We start from the raw sequence: 15,250 nt of genomic DNA, 5'->3' as shown, positions 1-15,250 counted from the left end.
GCACGCGTCTGGCTTCAGCATGGTGACTGTTGTTGTGCGTGGTGGCTGTTGTTCTGCGCTTCCCCGATGACGGGCCTGCCTTGGACGTTGCACAGCGGTTGGTTGTCTGCCGGTGATGCACGGCATTGGCAGACTCTGCTGGAGCAGCGGCTGCATTGGGATCAACCAAAGGTGCTTGTGTACGGCAAGCGCCACTCCACCCCTCGGCTCGCTGCTTTTTTGGCGGACTTTGGCGTGTCATACCGCTACAGCGGTGTGATCCATCACGGCCAGGGATGGCCCCAATGGTTTCTGCCGCTCTTGCAAAGGGTGAATGAACACTGCGGCACCCGTTTCAACGGTTGTCTGTTCAATTGCTATCGCGACGGTCATGACCGCATGGGCTGGCATGCCGACGATGAACCGGAGATTGATCCTTCCCAGCCGATCGCTTCGCTGTCGTTGGGGGCGACACGAAATTTTCAGTTGCGGCGAAGGCAGGGCACCGAGCGCCATGCCTTTGATCTGGCCGATGGTGATCTGTTGGTGATGAAGCCGCCATGCCAAGAGCATTGGGTGCATTCCTTGCCCGTGCGCAAGCGGGTGCAGACCGCTCGGATCAATCTCACCTTCCGGGTGTTCCAAGGGTCTGCATCAGCACCAGCCACCAAAGGGGGACGCTGACCAGGGCGAGAAGCGTGCTGCGCAGGAGCAGCGACGCTGCCTGCTCGGCATCCCGACCGGCTTGCTCCGCCATCAACAACATGGAAATGGAGGCCGGTGCGGCTCCCTGGAGGACCAGGGCTTGACAGGTCAGTGGCTCCAGGGACAGGAGGCTGCACAGAAGCCACATCCAGGCGGGGAACAGCAGCAGCTTGCAGGCCAGGGCCGCATGGAGTTGTTGGTTGCCTGACCGGCTTGCCAGCTGGGTTGCCGGATGAGGTGCGTTGGCACGAGCAGATTGAATCGATCCGAGCCGCATTCCCACGACCACCAAGGCCAGCACAATCACCATGCGGGAGGGCAGCCACAGTGCGGAGGCAATGGCGTTGCTCCAGGGAGTCGCCTTCACGATTAAGGCCGCCAGCAATCCCCGAGTGGCTGGGCTGCTCATCACGTGGCGCATCAGTTCGCGCCATCCCCCTGCCTCCTGCTTCAGCCAGAAGGGGCCCAGGCTCCAGGCAAGAAGGGTGGCGCCGAGGTCGTAGCCGATGCTGATCGGCAGGGCTTGACTCGGCAGCAAAGCGAGGGCGACGGGGATGCCGAAATAGGCGGTGTTGCCCACCGCGGAGCCGATCTGCAGGGCTGGGCTATCAACTGGTTTGGCCTCACTCGGCAGTCCTTGCAGCCCCAGCATCCAAAGGCCAATCGCCAATGCGGCGATCAGGGCATTCATGGCCATCGACCAGTGGATGCCGCCCTTGAGCAGGAGTCCCATCAAGCTGATGGGCACGCCGAAACGCACCAGAGGCATGGCCACGGGCCTTGTCCATCCAGGCTTCAGCCAACCGATCCATAGACCAAGCCCCAGGCTGGGGATCAGTTCGACAAACAGGCTGACGATGGCCATCCCGTGCGACTTGAAAAAACCCTAGTGAGTCCACCTTGACGCTTGTGCCAAAGTGGCTACTGTCCATTGACAGGGGTTCGGCTTGGCTTGCGCACCAGGACCTTGTTGTTCGATCCCTTTGCGGATCGTTCATCTCCGCGCATCACTGCGGCGGCGCCTTGAACAACTGCGCCACAAGTTGGCGCATCAGATCGAAACGTTGCCGCTGGGGAATGAGGCCTGGATCCACACTGAGCGCGAACTTGTGGCTGCTGAGCATGCCCTGCAGACCCTTGGTGCTGGTGAACGCTGAATTTTGGCATTTTGGCCTCTCCGTAGCGTTGAAGGCGCAGATTGCCCCTTGATTGACAACAACCTCTTGCACAAGGGTGGCCCGGCGCTATAACCAGCCGGTTGCATCAATCTTCAATGCTGACCGGCGCCGAATTGCTCGCAAAAGTCAAAGATCTGGGTGATGTCTCCAAGACTGAGCTCGCGACGGCCTGCGGATATGTCTCCAAGAAAAAGGATGGCTCTGATCGAGTGAATTTCACCGCTTTCTACGAGGCTCTTCTCAATGCCAAAGGGATTGAGTTGGGAACCGGGACTGCGGGTATTGGTAAAGGTGGTCGCAAGCTTTCCTACATCGCCAAAGTGCAGGGCAATGGCAACCTGTTGATCGGCAAGGCCTATACAGCGATGCTCGACCTCAAGCCTGGTGACAACTTTGAGATCAAGCTGGGCCGCAAAGTGATTCGCTTGATCCCCGAAGGTGCTGTTGAAGGTGAAGACTGAGCGTCACCTCGCTTTTGATTCCGTTTCTCGGGCAGGTCTCCTGCCCTTTTTTTATCAGTGAATCTGGCGAAGGAAGCGGCGGGTGCGTTCCTCTTTCGCCTGGGTGAAAAAGCGTTCTGGATCGGAGCTTTCCACCACCCGACCGGCATCCATAAACAGCACGCGATCGGCCACTTCGCGTGCAAACCCAATCTCATGGGTCACGACCACCATGGTCATCCCCTGGTCGGCCAGTAAGCGCATGGCATCGAGCACCTCCTTGACGCGCTCAGGATCGAGGGCGCTGGTGGGTTCATCGAACAGCATCACCTCTGGTTGCAAGGCCAGGGCTCGGGCAATGGCCACACGCTGCTGTTGTCCGCCGCTCAGTTGAGCTGGATATTTGCTGGCTTGTTCTGCAATGCCCATCTGCTCCAGCAGCAGCATCGCCTTTTCTTGGGCGGCAGCGCGGGCCTGCTTCTGCACCCGCATCGGGGCCAGGGTGATGTTGTCGAGGATGGTGAGATGGGGGAACAGATTGAACTGCTGAAACACCATTCCCACCCGTTTGCGGATTCGCTGGATTTGACGGGGATCGCTGTCGCTGTTGAGGCGTAGCCCCAGTACGTCGATCTCACCGTCATCGATGGATTCCAGGCCATTGAAGGTGCGAATCAGGGTGCTTTTCCCCGATCCGGACGGACCCATCACCACCAACACCTCTCCTCGGGCCACCTCGAGGCTCACGTCATCAAGGGCGCGATGACCTGTGCCAAAGCTTTTGCAGATTGAGTGCGCCGTGATCGCAGCCGTCATGGTGGGCGTCATCAACGAAGAAGGAGTTCAGGCGGTGTGGCCGCCGAGAGGTGGGCTGTCGCGTTCGATTCTCCGGGCCAGGAGTGCCATGGCGGTGCAAAACATCCAATAGAGGCCGCCCAGCCACACATAGACCTCGAGATGTCGGCCGATGAAGGCGGGGTTGGCCAGCAGGCTCCGGCCAATGCCTAACAATTCCACCAGTCCAAGCAGCGCCATCAAGCTGGTGTTCTGAAGCAGGCCGATGGCTTGATTGGTCAGCGCCGGAATGGCAATGCGCAGAGCCTGGGGCAGAACCACAAGCCGAAGCGATTGGATCGGTGAGAGGCCAAGGGCCGCAGCCGCTTCGGTCTGGGTGGAGGGGATGGACTGGAGGCCGCCGCGCACGTCTTCAGCGACATAGGCAGCCGCGAATAAGGCGAACGCCACGACGGCTCTCAACACGCGGTTGATCTCCAGTTGCATGGGCAGAAAGAGAGGGATTAACAGCTGCCCGAAAAACAGCACTGCGATCAATGGCACAGCGCGCATCAGATCGATGTAAAGGCGACTGCTGAGCCGTAGAACTGGAAGATCACTGTTGCGCCCAAGCGCGAGCAGCACACCGATGGGGAGGGCCAATGCTGCACTGCAGGCCGTCAAGAGAAGGGTGAGGCTGAGGCCTCCCCAGTCTCGGCTCGGCACGGCGCTCAGGGCGATTCCTCCTCCCAGCAACCCCAAGCCGAGGGGAATCATGCCAATCCAGCACCAAGGGAGAGCAAGCTCAAGCCAGCGGAGCCTGCCGCCTTTGGTGGGTCGCAACAACGTGACCAGGGTGAGCACCGTCAGCAGAGAAACCCATAGCCATGGCCGCCAGCGCTCACTCTCCGGATAGCTGCCGCTCAGATACAGGGGCAGGTTGCTGCCCACCACGCTCCAGTCGGCGGCTTGAACAACCCAACTGCCACTGGCCCAGATCGCCCAAGAGATCAAGGCAATCACCAGCAGGCTGATCACTGTCTCGATCGGATGGCGGCGTCCGTGACGCCAGAGGGCTTTCCAGTCCTGCATCAGGCTGCCGGAGGTGTTGCCTGCTCGGCACGGAACAGATTGAGTGCAGTCATGAACAACCCCACGCTGAAGAGGGTTCCCAGGGCCCAAAGGCTGTCGCTGGGCCACTCGAGCACCAGAAAGAGGCCAAGCAGGGATGTGATCAGTCCGTCGATCACCACCAATCCTTTCGCTGGGCCGGCTCCACTGGCACCTGCGGCGAGTTCCATGACTCCATTCACCAGCAGCAAAACGCCAGCGAACAAGGTGAGGCTGATTTCACTGTCGATCGGGTCAATCAGCACCCAGATGGCAGCGCCGCAATACAGCAGGCCTGAAAGGGCTAGGAACAGCTTTGCAGCAGTCCCTTCGGCGTCGTTGAGGCGTAGAAACTGGCCAAGTCCTGCAGCGAAAGCAATGCCACCGAGCCCAACTGTGAGCAGGGTTGCAGACACAAACGGAAGCAGCATCGCTGCGACGGCCGCAACGGTGAGCAGGATCGCTGCGACTTTCGGCTTCGAGAGCATCGGATGCTGACGGGTTCGGGCGCAGCTTAGGAGTGCTGCCTACGGCTGATCACCGCTCGGTTCAAGAGCTGCATGGCGGCGTTGATGATCAGATTGAGCAGCAGAAAACTGAATAGCAGCAGCAGAAATCCTTCGATTGCTCGACCGGTCTGAGTGATGGTGGTGTCGCTGACTGCGTAGAGATCGGCATAGCCGACAGCGATAGCCAGCGTGCTGTTCTTGGCGAGATTCAGGTACTGGCTGGTGAGGCCTGGAAGGATGGCTGGCAATGCTTGGGGGAGCACCACCCTGCGCAACCCCATCGCTTCAGAAAGGCCAAGGCTTCGGAAGGCTTCCCATTGCCCACGAGGCACTGAATCGAGTCCACCACGGACCACCTCAGCAATCGATGCACCGGTGAACACGCTCAGTCCCAGAAGCACTGCGGTGAATTCCACACTCAGGTGCACCCCCAGCACAGAAATGCCCTGATTGGTAAGCGTCAGAAGGGATCCCAGAGGTGAAGGATTGGTGCGGGGCAGTCCGAGCAGGGCAACGAAATACCAGAACAACAACTGCAGCAGCAGAGGGACCTGGCGAATCAATCCCACGTACAGCGCGGCAAGCTGCCGCAGCAGAGGGTTAATGCTGCGGCGCGCGGCGCCTGCCAGAACCCCGAGAACGGTGGCAGTCACCAACCCAGCCAGGATCACCTTGAGGCTGTTCAGCCAACCCACCAGCAAAGCCCATGCGTAGGGGTCCGAGGACCGATAGGGCAGAGGGTGTTCGGCAAGTGCAAAACCGGCGGGGCGGCTGAGCCACTCAAAGCTCAATCCCAAGCCCGTGCGAATCAAGTTCACTGCGAGGTTGTTGATCAGCACACCGGTGAGGGTGAGCAGCACCACCACGATGCCCAGCTGCAGCAACCATCGATGCGAGCGTTTGAGCATCACTGGAACGGTGGAGCGGTCATGGCACCGCCATCGCGATGCAGCTGGTTGAGGCCACGGGGAATGGGCACCGCACTGTCGGGGCCGAGGTGGCGGTTGTAGATCTCGCCGTAATTGCCGGTGGCTTCGATCACCCGCACCACAAAGTCAGGAGCGAGGCCCAGTTTCGTTCCAAGTTCACCATCCACGCCAAGGAAGCGACGCAGTTGGGTCATCTGTGGGTTGTTTTGCGCCTTGGCCAGACGTTCCTGCACATTCGCCTGCGTGAGGCCCAGCTCTTCGGCGGTGATCAGGGCGTAGACCACCCAGCGCATGGCATCTCCGAGCCTCTGGTCTCCGCCCACCGAGAGCGGGGCCAAGGGCTCTTTGCTGAGCACCGCGTTGAGGATGACGTGCTCTTGGGGGTTGGCGAAGCCGGAACGGGCCGCTGCTAGCTGGGATCGGTCGGAGGTCATGGCACTGCAGCGGTCCTGGAGGTAACCAGCCACCACCTGATTGAGGTCCTGATATTTGATCGGTGTGTAAGCGATGCCCTGTGCTTCCAAGGCGTCGTTGAGGTTTTGCTCGGTTGTGGTCCCTGAGCCCACGCAGATGCTCTGGTTGCGTAGGTCAGTGAGTTGACGGATTCCGCTTGTCTTTTTGACGATCAACCCCTGGCCGTCGTGAAAGACCACGGGAGCAAAGCTGACGCCATTGCCCCCTGCGGCGTCACGGCTGAGGTTGAAGGTGGTGTTGCGGGAGAGCAGATCGATCTCACCGGTTCGCAATGCCGTAAATCGTTCGGGGGCTGTCAGAGGCCGGTACTCCACTGCGGTGGCATCGCCAACGAAGGCAGCGGCAAAGGCTTTGCAGAGATCCACGTCAAGGCCGGAGTAACTGCCATTGGGCCGCAGAAAACTGAATCCAGGAATTTTCCCGCTGACACCACAGCGCAAGCTTTTGCGTTGCTGAATCAGACCCAGACGGGATGCCCCTCCCTCTCCGAGGGTCGCGCATCCTTGAAGCATCAGAACACCCGCCAGCAGTCCTGAGAGGGTGCGGAAATGCATGCTCAATTTGACCTCAACCCCAAGTGTCTCAGATCTGTTGTTAGGCCTGGCGTTGATGCTGAATGGCGTTCATCTTGAGGCTGGACTTAAGGGCCTCGGGGACCTGTTCATGGCGACTCGCAGCTGGCAGGCCGTTCTCATCACCGTTGCCATCAGCTTCGGATCGATGCCATTGACGTTGGCGACAGAGGATGAGGCCCGGAGCACCTACAACAACAAGATGACCCTGATCGGGGTGCTACGAGAAGGAGCGCGCCAACGGGCTGTGCAGGTTGGAGATCTGCAGACGCTTTGTCTGATCCTGGGCATCGGTTTGGATGTCACCGACCGATATCTGGATCAGGCCGCTGACGCCGGAGGATTGCGCCAGCGGCGTCAACGCATGCAGGCCGATCTCAACACCTGTCAGCAGGGAACGAAGAGCAGCAACTGAGTGGCTGCTGCGCGACGCTCAACCGTGAGCCCCTTCGGGTTGCGTGCCGATGCGCTCCAAAAGATTCAGGCTCTCGGTGTTGAGTCCTTCAACCGTCACCTTGGAACCACCCCGCTCCAGTTTTCGCGTGAGTTGATTCAGGGCGGAGACACCGGTCTGGTCCCAGATGTGCACTGCACTCAGATCAATGGTGATCTGAGCGGGGTGGTCATGCACGTCGAACCCTTGGAGGAAATAGACCTTGCTCACGAAAAACAGCTGACCGGTGACGCGATAACGGCGGTGATCTGCAGCGATGTCTTCAGCCTCAACGCGAATCACCTTGGCCACTTTGCGGCTGAACAACAAGGCGGCAAGGGCCACACCGGCCAGCACCCCCAGGGCCAGGTTGTGCGGAGTGGTGAGCATCGTGACCGCGAAGGTCATCAGCATCACAGCGGTATCGCTCTTCGGGATGCGACGGATGGCGCGAAGTCCGGCAATATCGGCTGTGCTGACAGCGATGCTGATCATCACGGCCACCAGAGCAGCCATCGGGATCTGTTGCACCCAGCCCCGAGCCAGCAGAATCATCGCCATCAGGCTCACGCCCGAGAAGAGGGTCGACAGGCGAGCGCGGCCACCGTTGTCGATGTTCATCACCGACTGGCCGACCAGGGCACAGCCGGCCATGCCGCCGAACAGTGATGACACCAGGTTGGCAATGCCTTGTCCGCGGGCTTCGGTGTTTTTGTTGGAGTTGCTGTCGGTTTTGTCGTCGAGAATGTCCTGGGTCAGGAAGGTCTCCATCAGGCCGACGAGAGAGATCGACAGGGCTGTGGGCAAGACGATGCTAAATGTCGCCAGACTGAAGGGAACCTTGCCATCCGATAAGGCCCCGAAAGGAAGACTGGGAATCGGCAGATTGCCAGGTAGTTGCCCCAAGCTTTTGACCGTGGGGATATCCAGATTCTGGGCTTCAGGGAAGATCCTCTGGAGGTTGATGCTGATAAAGGTCAGCGCAACGATTGCCACCAGCTGGGAGGGGATAAGCCGGGTCAGCCTGGGGAGTCCGTAGATGATCACTAAGCCCAGGACCACCAGCAATCCAACCGTCGGAATTTGTGCTGCAGCCAGCACTGACTGACCACCATGGTCTCCGTGCTCTCCGAATTGCAGATTGATTCCCAGCTGAGGAAGCTGTGCCTGAAAAATCAGCAGGGCTAGGGCATTCACGAAGCCACTGAGCACACCCTGGGGGACAAAACGCATCTGGTGGGCCAGGCGCAGATAGCCCCAGAGAATTTGGAGCACACCGGTGAGAATGCCTGCCACAAGTAGATATTGCAGGCCAAGGCCTTGCACACCAAGCTCAAGGCCGCGGGCATTCCCACTGGCCACCAGGCTGGTCATCAGCAGGGCCGTGGAGCCTGTGGCCGACGTGATCATCGCCGTGCGTCCACCCACGAAGGCAATCGTGATGGAGAGACAAAACGCTCCGAACAGACCCACCTGAGGGTCCACCCCTGCGATGCCGGAGAAGGCAATGGCCTCCGGGATCATTGCGAATGCAACCACCAGCCCGGAGAGCATTTCCCTGGCTGGATTGCTGAACCACTGCCGCATGGGACCAAGGGTCGTCATCGGCCGACCGTATCTCACAGGGTCTTTTCCCTAGAGCGGGGGCAGCACAGCTTCCGGATCCAGCTGTTGTTTGAGCTGGCGCAATGGCGTCAGCCAGGGACCGAAGGCTGCTTCGAGCTCGCGGCCATGCCAGGGCAGGTGGTCATGCAGCTGGGCCAGATGGATTCCAGGGCAATAGGGACTCAGTTCCTCCCAGACCCGTACCAACCAGTTCAGGGCTGCCTGCCGTGCGTTGTGATCATCTGGCGGCCAGCTGGCGGTGATCCAAGGTTTCCATTCTGCGTCGCGATGGCGAAAGGCAGTGACCTGGCTGCTGCAATCGGCCACCGCTCCGCCCAGTTGCTGGTTCGACAGACTGCAGCGCGGATGTGGGCGATTGGCCATCGCCGCGTTCAAGGCCTGCAGCAGTGCGGGAGTCGCCTTGCCCCAGCCTGGTCCGAGCAATCCAATCACCTCCTGGTGAACGACGAGGTCTTGGGTTGACGGGAAGGCACGGCTGCCGAAGGCTGGAAGTTGATGCAGGCCAGCCGCAGTGGTCTGTCGTTGATCGTTGAGCGGGATCGTTCTGGTCAGGTCCGACAACGTCTCCACGGCCTTGGGGTCATCGCAGCGCGCCACCAACATCACTTCAATGGCTTCGCCCCAGCACCATTGAAGGCTGAGTCCACGCGGAAAGTGCTCTGCCGCGGTGATCAGCTCAGCCAGGCGGTTGGGATCGACACAGCCCTGAACCACAGTCAGAGGCAGTAGGTGCAGGGTTCGCAGTTCGATCTCCTGCACAACCCCAAGGAATGGGGCCGCGCCGAGCAAAGCGGTCCATTGCTGAATGGAGTGCTTGGCCGAGGCTTCGCTGAGTTCGGCTCGCTTCAGTGCAAAGGGTTGTCCGTTACCCCAAATGCCAGAGAGCGATTGGACGTGATCAATGGCCAGTCCGAGGCTGCGGCTGAGGGGACCCATGCCGCCAGTGAGCACAAATCCAACCCCAGGCAATCCCGATAGGCCCGTGGTCACCATGCAGCCCCATTGGGCGAGCTCACCTTGCAGCTCTCCCATGGTCCAGCCGCTTCCGAAGCGCACACGATGGGTTTGCTGATCGACCGTCAATTGCCGCAGCTTTGGACTCAGATCCACGGTCCAGTGGGCCTCTGCCGCACAACGACTGGTGGTCCCTCCACCACAGATCTTCAGGGGTCTGTGGTGGGAGTTGCTGTTGAGCAGCGATGCGACCTCAGAGGACGAGGGGGTGAGAATTCCGGACGGTGTGGCGGCAGCGGCCTGGGGATTGCGAACGGGGGCCACCGGCCAAGGGCAGGAACCCTCCAATCATGGCGTCAGCGCTGGCGATAGGGTCGCTTGACATGTGATCAAGCCGTGGCCGCGGACCTCTCTGAACTCAATCCCGCTGAGGTGGGCGTCCTGATTTGCGGTCATGGCAGTCGCAACCGCCTTGCTGTTGAAGAATTCGCTCGACTCGCTGAAGGGCTGAGGCCTCGAATGGGGGGCTTGCCGGTGGAACACGGTTACCTGGAATTCGCCAAGCCGATCCTGCGGGACTCGCTCGATCGTCTTCGTGAGGAAGGAGTAAAACGGGTTCTGGCTGTGCCCGCCATGCTCTTTGCGGCAGGGCATGCCAAAAACGACATTCCTTCAGTGCTGAACACCTACAGCGCTGAAACGGGGCTAACCATCGACTACGGCCGCGAGCTGGGCGTTGATCGGCTGATGATCGGCGCGGCTGGTGCTCGGATTCGTGAAGCCTTGGATCAGTCGCCAAGCGATGTGCCCTTGGAGGAAACCCTGCTTGTCGTGGTGGGGCGCGGTTCGTCGGATCCGGACGCCAACTCCAATGTGGCCAAGGTCACCCGCATGCTCGTCGAAGGCTTTGGGTTCGGTTGGGGTGAAACCGTTTATTCCGGTGTGACTTTTCCGTTGGTCGAGCCGGGGCTTCGTCATGTGGTGCGCCTTGGATTCCGCCGGATCGTGGTGTTCCCCTACTTCCTTTTTTCAGGTGTGTTGGTGAGTCGCATCCGCCAGCACACGGATTTGGTGGCTGCCGATCATCCCGATGTGGATTTCGTGTCGGCCTCCTATCTCGGCGATCACCCCCTGGTACTCGACACCTTTGTCGAGCGCGTTGAAGAGGTGCTGGGCGGTGAAACGGCCATGAATTGCTCCCTCTGTAAGTACAGAGCCCAGGTGCTCGGCTTTGAGGATGAGGTTGGGCTTGCGCAGGAAAGCCACCATCACCATGTGGAGGGCCTGACGGATGGTTGTGACCTGTGCGAGCGCGAGTGCACCGGTGCTTGTCAGCCGGATGGCATCCCCATTCCTCTCGGGGGCGGACACCATCACGGTTCCTCCCACGACCACTCGCATGGTCATGACCATGGCCATACCCATGACCACAGCCACGACCATGGCCATCACCCCTATCCGCATGCGGATCACCCGTTGGGGCCAGACACGCTTCGCAAAACCACGAAACAACGTGAAGCTAATGACACAGAAAGCTGAAGGAAACCTGGGGTTATGAACACCTCAAAAGTCTCAGTCTCGACCTGGTCCAGCGAGACTGGTCATGATAAGCAGGGCTTATCAAGTTCGCTTCGCCGGTCTGAATCCAGGTGTTTTCCACAGGACTTCAGCTTTTTTCCACGGGTTCTCTCCGACAAGGCTGGGATGTGGGGAATGTGTCGTTGGTCCGGCTTAGTAGCGATCGGTACTTGACAGGACTCTGCGCTGCTTCCTTCCTCTGCTGGTTGGAGGGCGTTGATTCAGAGACTGTTTGCAGGGCAATGAGTCTCGTTTGCGATTGATTCGGTTGGGCGGTGCGACTCACCCTTTGACTCAGGCCCCTCTGATGTGGATATTTGAGGGGAAGACGACCGATCGCCCGAGGCGCTGCGTGGACCGAAATCACCTCGAAAGTTGTGTTGATGCCCCTGAAGCCGAAGAGGTTTGTGGGGAATCCAGCCCTGCCACGTCCTACGTGAGCCTCGAGGCCGAGATCCCCGAGGTCCTCTATCGCGGCATGAAGGAGTTCATCGGTACGCATCCCGCCTGGGATCAGTACAGGGTGATGAGTTCGGCTCTCGCCAATTTTCTGTTTCAGAACGGTTCCAGTGACCGTGCCGTGACCGAGCGCTATCTCAACGACCTGTTCAGTCGCCCGAGCGCCTGACCGCCTTCAGGCAGGCTCTGCGGGTGATCGCCATCATGGTCAGCGTTGGGCTCTGCCAGGCAGAGGTGGGCCAACAGGCCCCATCTGTCACTAAGACGTTGCGACAGCGCCAGAGACGATTCCAGCTGTCGACAACGCTTGTGGTTTCGCTTTCTCCCATGGCTGCACCCCCGACTTCGTGGATGTAGTAACCAGGAGGCGGAGCTTGATCGCCAACCGCTGCGCTGGACGCCACAAACGGCTCCACCAGGGGCATGTGCAGTAGGTCTTGCAGTGGTTTGACCAGGCCGCCAGCGGCGGTGATGGCAGTTTCCATGGTGGATTGCATGTGCTTCACCATGGCCAATTCATTGGGTCCCCATTGGCAATCAATGTGGGGAATCGGCACGTCCCAGGCATCGGTGCGGTCGGAGAGGCTGACGTGGTTACGGTCGTTGGCCAACACTTCGCCATGGCCGATCAGAAAGCCGAGGCGACATCCCGACTGGCGCTGCATTGCTGCCGGAGGATCAAAGCGGTTGATGCCTCCCCAGAGACCGTATCCGCGCATGAAATTGACGGGTTCAGCCGTCTCCAGACAGGATCCAAAGGGAAGAAAAAAGCTGCCTGCACCGGAGAGGGGGGCGGGGTTGGCCTGCGTCGATCGCTCTGGCACGCAGAAGAACCGGCAGCTTGATACATGGTCCATCAAGCGATGACCCAGTTGTCCGGAGGGGTCTTTGAATCCCCCTGCGCTGGTTTGTTCCTCCGAATTCAGCAGGATGCGCAGGCTTTGAATGGTGGAGGCGCAGAGCACGATCAGGGGCGCTTCAAACCTGGTGCGGCTTCCATCCCTGAGGTTGACGCTGATTAAACCGGTGGCTTGCTCCTGGCCCGGATCCAGCAGCAGCCGTTCGACCATCTGTCCGCTGCACAGTTCAACGCGTCCGGTCGCCAACGCACCGTGGAGTGTGCTTCCCGGACTGCTGGATCGGGGCCAGGGACTATCCGGGGAAACGGCGGGAAGTTCAAATCCCCGCGATGGCATCCAGGGGTGGTTCAGCTTCTGTTGAACCGCTGTGGCGAAGTGCAGTTCCTCAGGCGTTGATGCGAGCGCCTTGGTAGCCCATCCGTCAGGCACCTGGAGCAGCCCGTCTCGCTGGCCATGCACCGCTAGCTGTTGTTCGAGGACTGTGTAGTGGGGATCGAGATCCTGGTGGGCGATGGGCCAAACCGGTCCATGGCCGTCGGATTCAGCGGCCTTGAAGTCCCGATCCGACAGACGCAGAGTGATGCCCCCCCAGGTCAGACTTCGTCCCCCAACTTGATGGCCCCTGGTCCAAAGAAACGGCCGACTGGGTGGGTGGCTGTAGGGATGCTGTTGTTCATTGATGTAGAGCGCTGGATTTTGCTTCCAGTAGCCGGGGTGTTGCGCCTGTTGACGATGGGTGCCAGCGATCAGACCTTGCAGTCTGCGGATCGTGTTGCCCGGCTCGTTTCCTAGGGCTTGACCAACGCTCAGTTGTGGTCCAGCCTCCAGCACCAGCACTCGGATGCCCGCTTCTGCGAGGGTCAGAGCGGCAGTCCCTCCGGTGGCCCCCGACCCAACCACGATCGCCTCGAAGGGACGTTGGTTCACGCTGATGCTGCTGTTGAAGGCCATTGTGCGTGGCATGCATCCCGCGCCCTCCGGGGGCGACTGGAGATGCTCCAATCAAAAAGCCCCTAGAGCGATGGCTCCAGGGGCTTTTGAAGTGGTGGCGGGGGGGAGATTTGAACTCCCGACCTTCGGGTTATGAGCCCGACGAGCTACCAGACTGCTCTACCCCGCGGCGTGACGCCGCGCTTGCGACCCCCAAATCATACACAGCGGTGTCCCTGATTACAGAGCTTCAATCGCGCAGCGCTCCATGCACCTCCAGCTGCACGCCCGGGTTGAGCAGGAGCACCTGTTCCTCCAATTCTTCGAGGCCAGATGGGGTGAGCCAGTCGAGTTGACGGAGCAGGTGCAGAGCCACGGCCTGTTTGGCACGGCGGGAGCCGTCCTCAACCTTGATCGCGACCCCCAAGCCATCTCCGATCCTGCTGAGGCATTGAATGCCTTCCGCGCCGCCTTTGCTGAGCACCTGGCCATGGGCTCGTCGCATCAGCTCGGTGTCGAATTTTCCTTCGCCTGCGACCAGGTGGGGGTGAGCCAGCATGGCCCGACTGATCTGCTCGAGTTCGGCCTGGGTCGAGGCCCCGAGATGGGCATAGAGCAAAGCCATCTGGGCCAACTGAAGACGCAGGGTTGGCGCACCGCAGTCATCGCGTGCGGCAATGAGTTCGTCGGCAGGCAGGCCCAGCAGTTCGGCAACCCGGCGATTCACTTCCTGCTGAACGGGGTGATCCCCCTGCAGGTAGGTGTCCGTTGGCCAGGCCATTTTTTTGCAGGTGGCAAGGAAGGCGGCGTGCTTTCCCGAGCAGTTGTGCTCCAGAGGGCTGCTGGCGCCTGCTGGTACTGGGCATTGCAGTTGATCCGCCTCCAGTTCGGCGTTCCAGAGGATCTTGAAGGCCTCGCGGGCATGGCCAGGGGTGCCTGCATGGGAGGCACAGCTGATGGCGATGCCACGATCGCCGCAATCAACCTTGGCTGCCGCCCCACTGCTGAGAAAGGGAAGCGCTTGAAAGGGCTTCAGCGCTGAACGAATGAAGGTCTCGTAGTTGGCCTGACCGGCCCGCATCAGGATGCGTCCGCGCTGGTCACAGACGACCGCATGCACGCGATGGACTGATTCGACGCATCCACTGCGTTTGAGCCGGACCTCTAACGGGGGAAGGGCTGTTGAGGAACCACCACCGAGGCTGGAGGGGAGGGCCATGGGTCGGGATCCGCTGTGATGCTCAAAGAGCCTGACAGAGGCTGCCCCCCACCAGCATCAGGCCGGCGGTCCAGGCCATCGCCCGCGCGAGTCGGCCAAGGATCGGACGCACCTCGTGGCGGGCCATCAACATGTCTCGCTCACGCCATGCCAAGGGCTTTTCCCACACCTGGCCGTCGTACCAACCGGATTCCTCGTATTCCACTTGTTCGGCCAACAAGCGCTTGTGCACGTAACTCCACCCCAACCACTGGCGCACCAGCAACAACATGGGGAGCACAAAAGCCGCCACTGCTCCTGCCGCAAGAAGTCGCGGCGGATCGTTGCGCAACGTCCAGCTCCCACTGGCGACTAGCACGGTGAGAGGAAGAATGCCGAACCAGCTGATCAGGAGGGCTTTATCCAGGCCCTGTTGGGATTCAGTGGGCCAGGTGAAAAACCACGACGTACAGAGCTGCTGAAATTCCTCCTGAGGACGTTGTTCAGGAGGGACGGGGCAGGGGCTCATGCTGGCCATCAAC

Annotated in this window: 17 protein-coding genes and 1 tRNA gene; 6 read left to right on the top strand and 12 right to left on the bottom strand. The window is 60.3% G+C overall.

What is annotated here, in order from left to right; all coding sequences use genetic code 11:
* Positions 1-66 precede the first annotated feature (66 nt).
* A complete protein-coding gene (locus RS9916_RS04680) occupies positions 67-663 on the top strand; it encodes an alpha-ketoglutarate-dependent dioxygenase AlkB (RefSeq protein WP_007098113.1) in 597 nt (198 codons plus the stop codon).
* Here the strand turns inward: RS9916_RS04680 and RS9916_RS04675 are convergent.
* Complete coding sequence (locus RS9916_RS04675; protein WP_007098112.1) at positions 605-1,549, bottom strand: AEC family transporter; 945 nt, start codon at positions 1,547-1,549, stop codon at positions 605-607. The two genes, RS9916_RS04680 and RS9916_RS04675, sit on opposite strands and share 59 nt — an antisense overlap.
* Before the next feature lie 118 nt (positions 1,550-1,667).
* Here RS9916_RS04675 and RS9916_RS14325 point away from each other — a divergent pair, with 118 nt between their 5' ends.
* Both RS9916_RS14325 and RS9916_RS04670 read left to right on the top strand, forming a co-directional pair.
* Entirely contained in the window at positions 1,668-1,841 is a 174-nt protein-coding gene (locus RS9916_RS14325; protein WP_007098111.1) for a hypothetical protein, read from the top strand.
* Between the two features lie 116 nt (positions 1,842-1,957).
* Positions 1,958-2,323, top strand: coding sequence for an AbrB family transcriptional regulator (locus RS9916_RS04670; protein ID WP_007098110.1), 366 nt, complete (start codon positions 1,958-1,960; stop codon positions 2,321-2,323).
* Positions 2,324-2,377: 54 nt separating this feature from the next.
* Here the strand turns inward: RS9916_RS04670 and RS9916_RS04665 are convergent, their stop codons facing one another.
* The 5 genes from RS9916_RS04665 to RS9916_RS04645 are packed head-to-tail and all read right to left on the bottom strand — an operon-like array spanning position 2,378 to position 6,652.
* On the bottom strand, positions 2,378-3,118 hold the full coding sequence (locus RS9916_RS04665; protein WP_007098109.1) for an amino acid ABC transporter ATP-binding protein: 741 nt from the start codon (positions 3,116-3,118) through the stop codon (positions 2,378-2,380).
* A 27-nt stretch (positions 3,119-3,145) separates the two neighbouring features.
* Positions 3,146-4,168, bottom strand: coding sequence for an amino acid ABC transporter permease (locus RS9916_RS04660; RefSeq protein WP_007098107.1), 1,023 nt, complete (start codon positions 4,166-4,168; stop codon positions 3,146-3,148).
* Positions 4,168-4,674 (bottom strand): DUF308 domain-containing protein, encoded by a 507-nt coding sequence (locus RS9916_RS04655; protein ID WP_007098106.1) that lies wholly within the window; start codon positions 4,672-4,674, stop codon positions 4,168-4,170. Before RS9916_RS04655 ends, RS9916_RS04660 begins: the two co-directional genes overlap by 1 nt.
* Before the next feature lie 26 nt (positions 4,675-4,700).
* Entirely contained in the window at positions 4,701-5,603 is a 903-nt protein-coding gene (locus RS9916_RS04650; RefSeq protein WP_007098105.1) for an ABC transporter permease subunit, read from the bottom strand.
* Positions 5,603-6,652 (bottom strand): amino acid ABC transporter substrate-binding protein, encoded by a 1,050-nt coding sequence (locus RS9916_RS04645; RefSeq protein WP_007098104.1) that lies wholly within the window; start codon positions 6,650-6,652, stop codon positions 5,603-5,605. The genes RS9916_RS04650 and RS9916_RS04645 overlap by 1 nt, the downstream gene beginning before the upstream one ends.
* A gap of 109 nt (positions 6,653-6,761) precedes the next feature.
* Here RS9916_RS04645 and RS9916_RS04640 point away from each other — a divergent pair, with 109 nt between their 5' ends.
* Positions 6,762-7,085, top strand: coding sequence for a hypothetical protein (locus RS9916_RS04640; RefSeq protein WP_071961595.1), 324 nt, complete (start codon positions 6,762-6,764; stop codon positions 7,083-7,085).
* Positions 7,086-7,103: 18 nt separating this feature from the next.
* Here the strand turns inward: RS9916_RS04640 and RS9916_RS04635 are convergent, their stop codons facing one another.
* Together RS9916_RS04635 and RS9916_RS04630 are read right to left on the bottom strand one after the other, a co-directional pair.
* The gene (locus RS9916_RS04635; RefSeq protein WP_007098102.1) at positions 7,104-8,708 is read right to left on the bottom strand and encodes a SulP family inorganic anion transporter; all 1,605 of its coding nucleotides are present in this window, start codon (positions 8,706-8,708) and stop codon (positions 7,104-7,106) included.
* A gap of 30 nt (positions 8,709-8,738) precedes the next feature.
* On the bottom strand, positions 8,739-10,007 hold the full coding sequence (locus tag RS9916_RS04630; RefSeq protein WP_038024181.1) for an FAD-binding protein: 1,269 nt from the start codon (positions 10,005-10,007) through the stop codon (positions 8,739-8,741).
* A 72-nt stretch (positions 10,008-10,079) separates the two neighbouring features.
* On the opposite strand from RS9916_RS04630, the gene RS9916_RS04625 reads away from it, so the two are divergent.
* The gene (locus RS9916_RS04625) at positions 10,080-11,222 is read left to right on the top strand and encodes a sirohydrochlorin chelatase (RefSeq protein ID WP_007098099.1); all 1,143 of its coding nucleotides are present in this window, start codon (positions 10,080-10,082) and stop codon (positions 11,220-11,222) included.
* 391 nt (positions 11,223-11,613) lie between these two features.
* The gene (locus tag RS9916_RS04620) at positions 11,614-11,889 is read left to right on the top strand and encodes a DUF2811 domain-containing protein (RefSeq protein ID WP_038023278.1); all 276 of its coding nucleotides are present in this window, start codon (positions 11,614-11,616) and stop codon (positions 11,887-11,889) included.
* Here the strand turns inward: RS9916_RS04620 and RS9916_RS04615 are convergent.
* The 4 genes from RS9916_RS04615 to RS9916_RS04600 form a co-directional block, all read right to left on the bottom strand.
* On the bottom strand, positions 11,870-13,543 hold the full coding sequence (locus RS9916_RS04615) for a GMC oxidoreductase (RefSeq protein ID WP_007098097.1): 1,674 nt from the start codon (positions 13,541-13,543) through the stop codon (positions 11,870-11,872). The two genes, RS9916_RS04620 and RS9916_RS04615, sit on opposite strands and share 20 nt — an antisense overlap.
* A gap of 80 nt (positions 13,544-13,623) precedes the next feature.
* Positions 13,624-13,700 (bottom strand) — tRNA-Met (locus tag RS9916_RS04610).
* Positions 13,701-13,760: 60 nt separating this feature from the next.
* Positions 13,761-14,729, bottom strand: a complete 969-nt coding sequence (locus tag RS9916_RS04605) for an asparaginase (protein ID WP_007098095.1) — start codon at positions 14,727-14,729, stop codon at positions 13,761-13,763.
* Positions 14,730-14,751: 22 nt separating this feature from the next.
* Positions 14,752-15,246: a CGLD27 family protein gene (locus RS9916_RS04600; protein WP_007098094.1), complete on the bottom strand. Its 495-nt coding sequence runs from the start codon at positions 15,244-15,246 to the stop codon at positions 14,752-14,754.
* Between the last annotated feature and the right edge of the window lie 4 nt (positions 15,247-15,250).

The organism is Synechococcus sp. RS9916 (genome assembly GCF_000153825.1).
In the GTDB taxonomy this organism is placed as follows: domain Bacteria; phylum Cyanobacteriota; class Cyanobacteriia; order PCC-6307; family Cyanobiaceae; genus Synechococcus_C.
Note: the sequence above shows the minus strand (reverse complement) of the source record. Positions and strands in the feature narration are given on the sequence as shown.

Bases quoted from the DNA above. Each gene is read 5' to 3' on its own strand.
- RS9916_RS04675 (WP_007098112.1), bottom strand. From the start codon at position 1,549: ATGGCCATCGTCAGCCTGTTTGTCGAACTGATCCCCAGCCTGGGGCTT.
- RS9916_RS04640 (WP_071961595.1), top strand. From the start codon at position 6,762: ATGGCGACTCGCAGCTGGCAGGCCGTTCTCATCACCGTTGCCATCAGC.
- RS9916_RS04605 (WP_007098095.1), bottom strand. From the start codon at position 14,729: ATGGCCCTCCCCTCCAGCCTCGGTGGTGGTTCCTCAACAGCCCTTCCC.
- RS9916_RS04615 (WP_007098097.1), bottom strand. From the start codon at position 13,543: ATGCCACGCACAATGGCCTTCAACAGCAGCATCAGCGTGAACCAACGT.
- RS9916_RS04670 (WP_007098110.1), top strand. From the start codon at position 1,958: ATGCTGACCGGCGCCGAATTGCTCGCAAAAGTCAAAGATCTGGGTGAT.
- RS9916_RS04645 (WP_007098104.1), bottom strand. From the start codon at position 6,652: ATGCATTTCCGCACCCTCTCAGGACTGCTGGCGGGTGTTCTGATGCTT.
- RS9916_RS04650 (WP_007098105.1), bottom strand. From the start codon at position 5,603: ATGCTCAAACGCTCGCATCGATGGTTGCTGCAGCTGGGCATCGTGGTG.
- RS9916_RS04660 (WP_007098107.1), bottom strand. From the start codon at position 4,168: ATGCAGGACTGGAAAGCCCTCTGGCGTCACGGACGCCGCCATCCGATC.
- RS9916_RS04635 (WP_007098102.1), bottom strand. From the start codon at position 8,708: ATGACGACCCTTGGTCCCATGCGGCAGTGGTTCAGCAATCCAGCCAGG.
- RS9916_RS04600 (WP_007098094.1), bottom strand. From the start codon at position 15,246: ATGGCCAGCATGAGCCCCTGCCCCGTCCCTCCTGAACAACGTCCTCAG.
- RS9916_RS04655 (WP_007098106.1), bottom strand. From the start codon at position 4,674: ATGCTCTCGAAGCCGAAAGTCGCAGCGATCCTGCTCACCGTTGCGGCC.
- RS9916_RS04665 (WP_007098109.1), bottom strand. From the start codon at position 3,118: ATGACGGCTGCGATCACGGCGCACTCAATCTGCAAAAGCTTTGGCACA.
- RS9916_RS04680 (WP_007098113.1), top strand. From the start codon at position 67: ATGACGGGCCTGCCTTGGACGTTGCACAGCGGTTGGTTGTCTGCCGGT.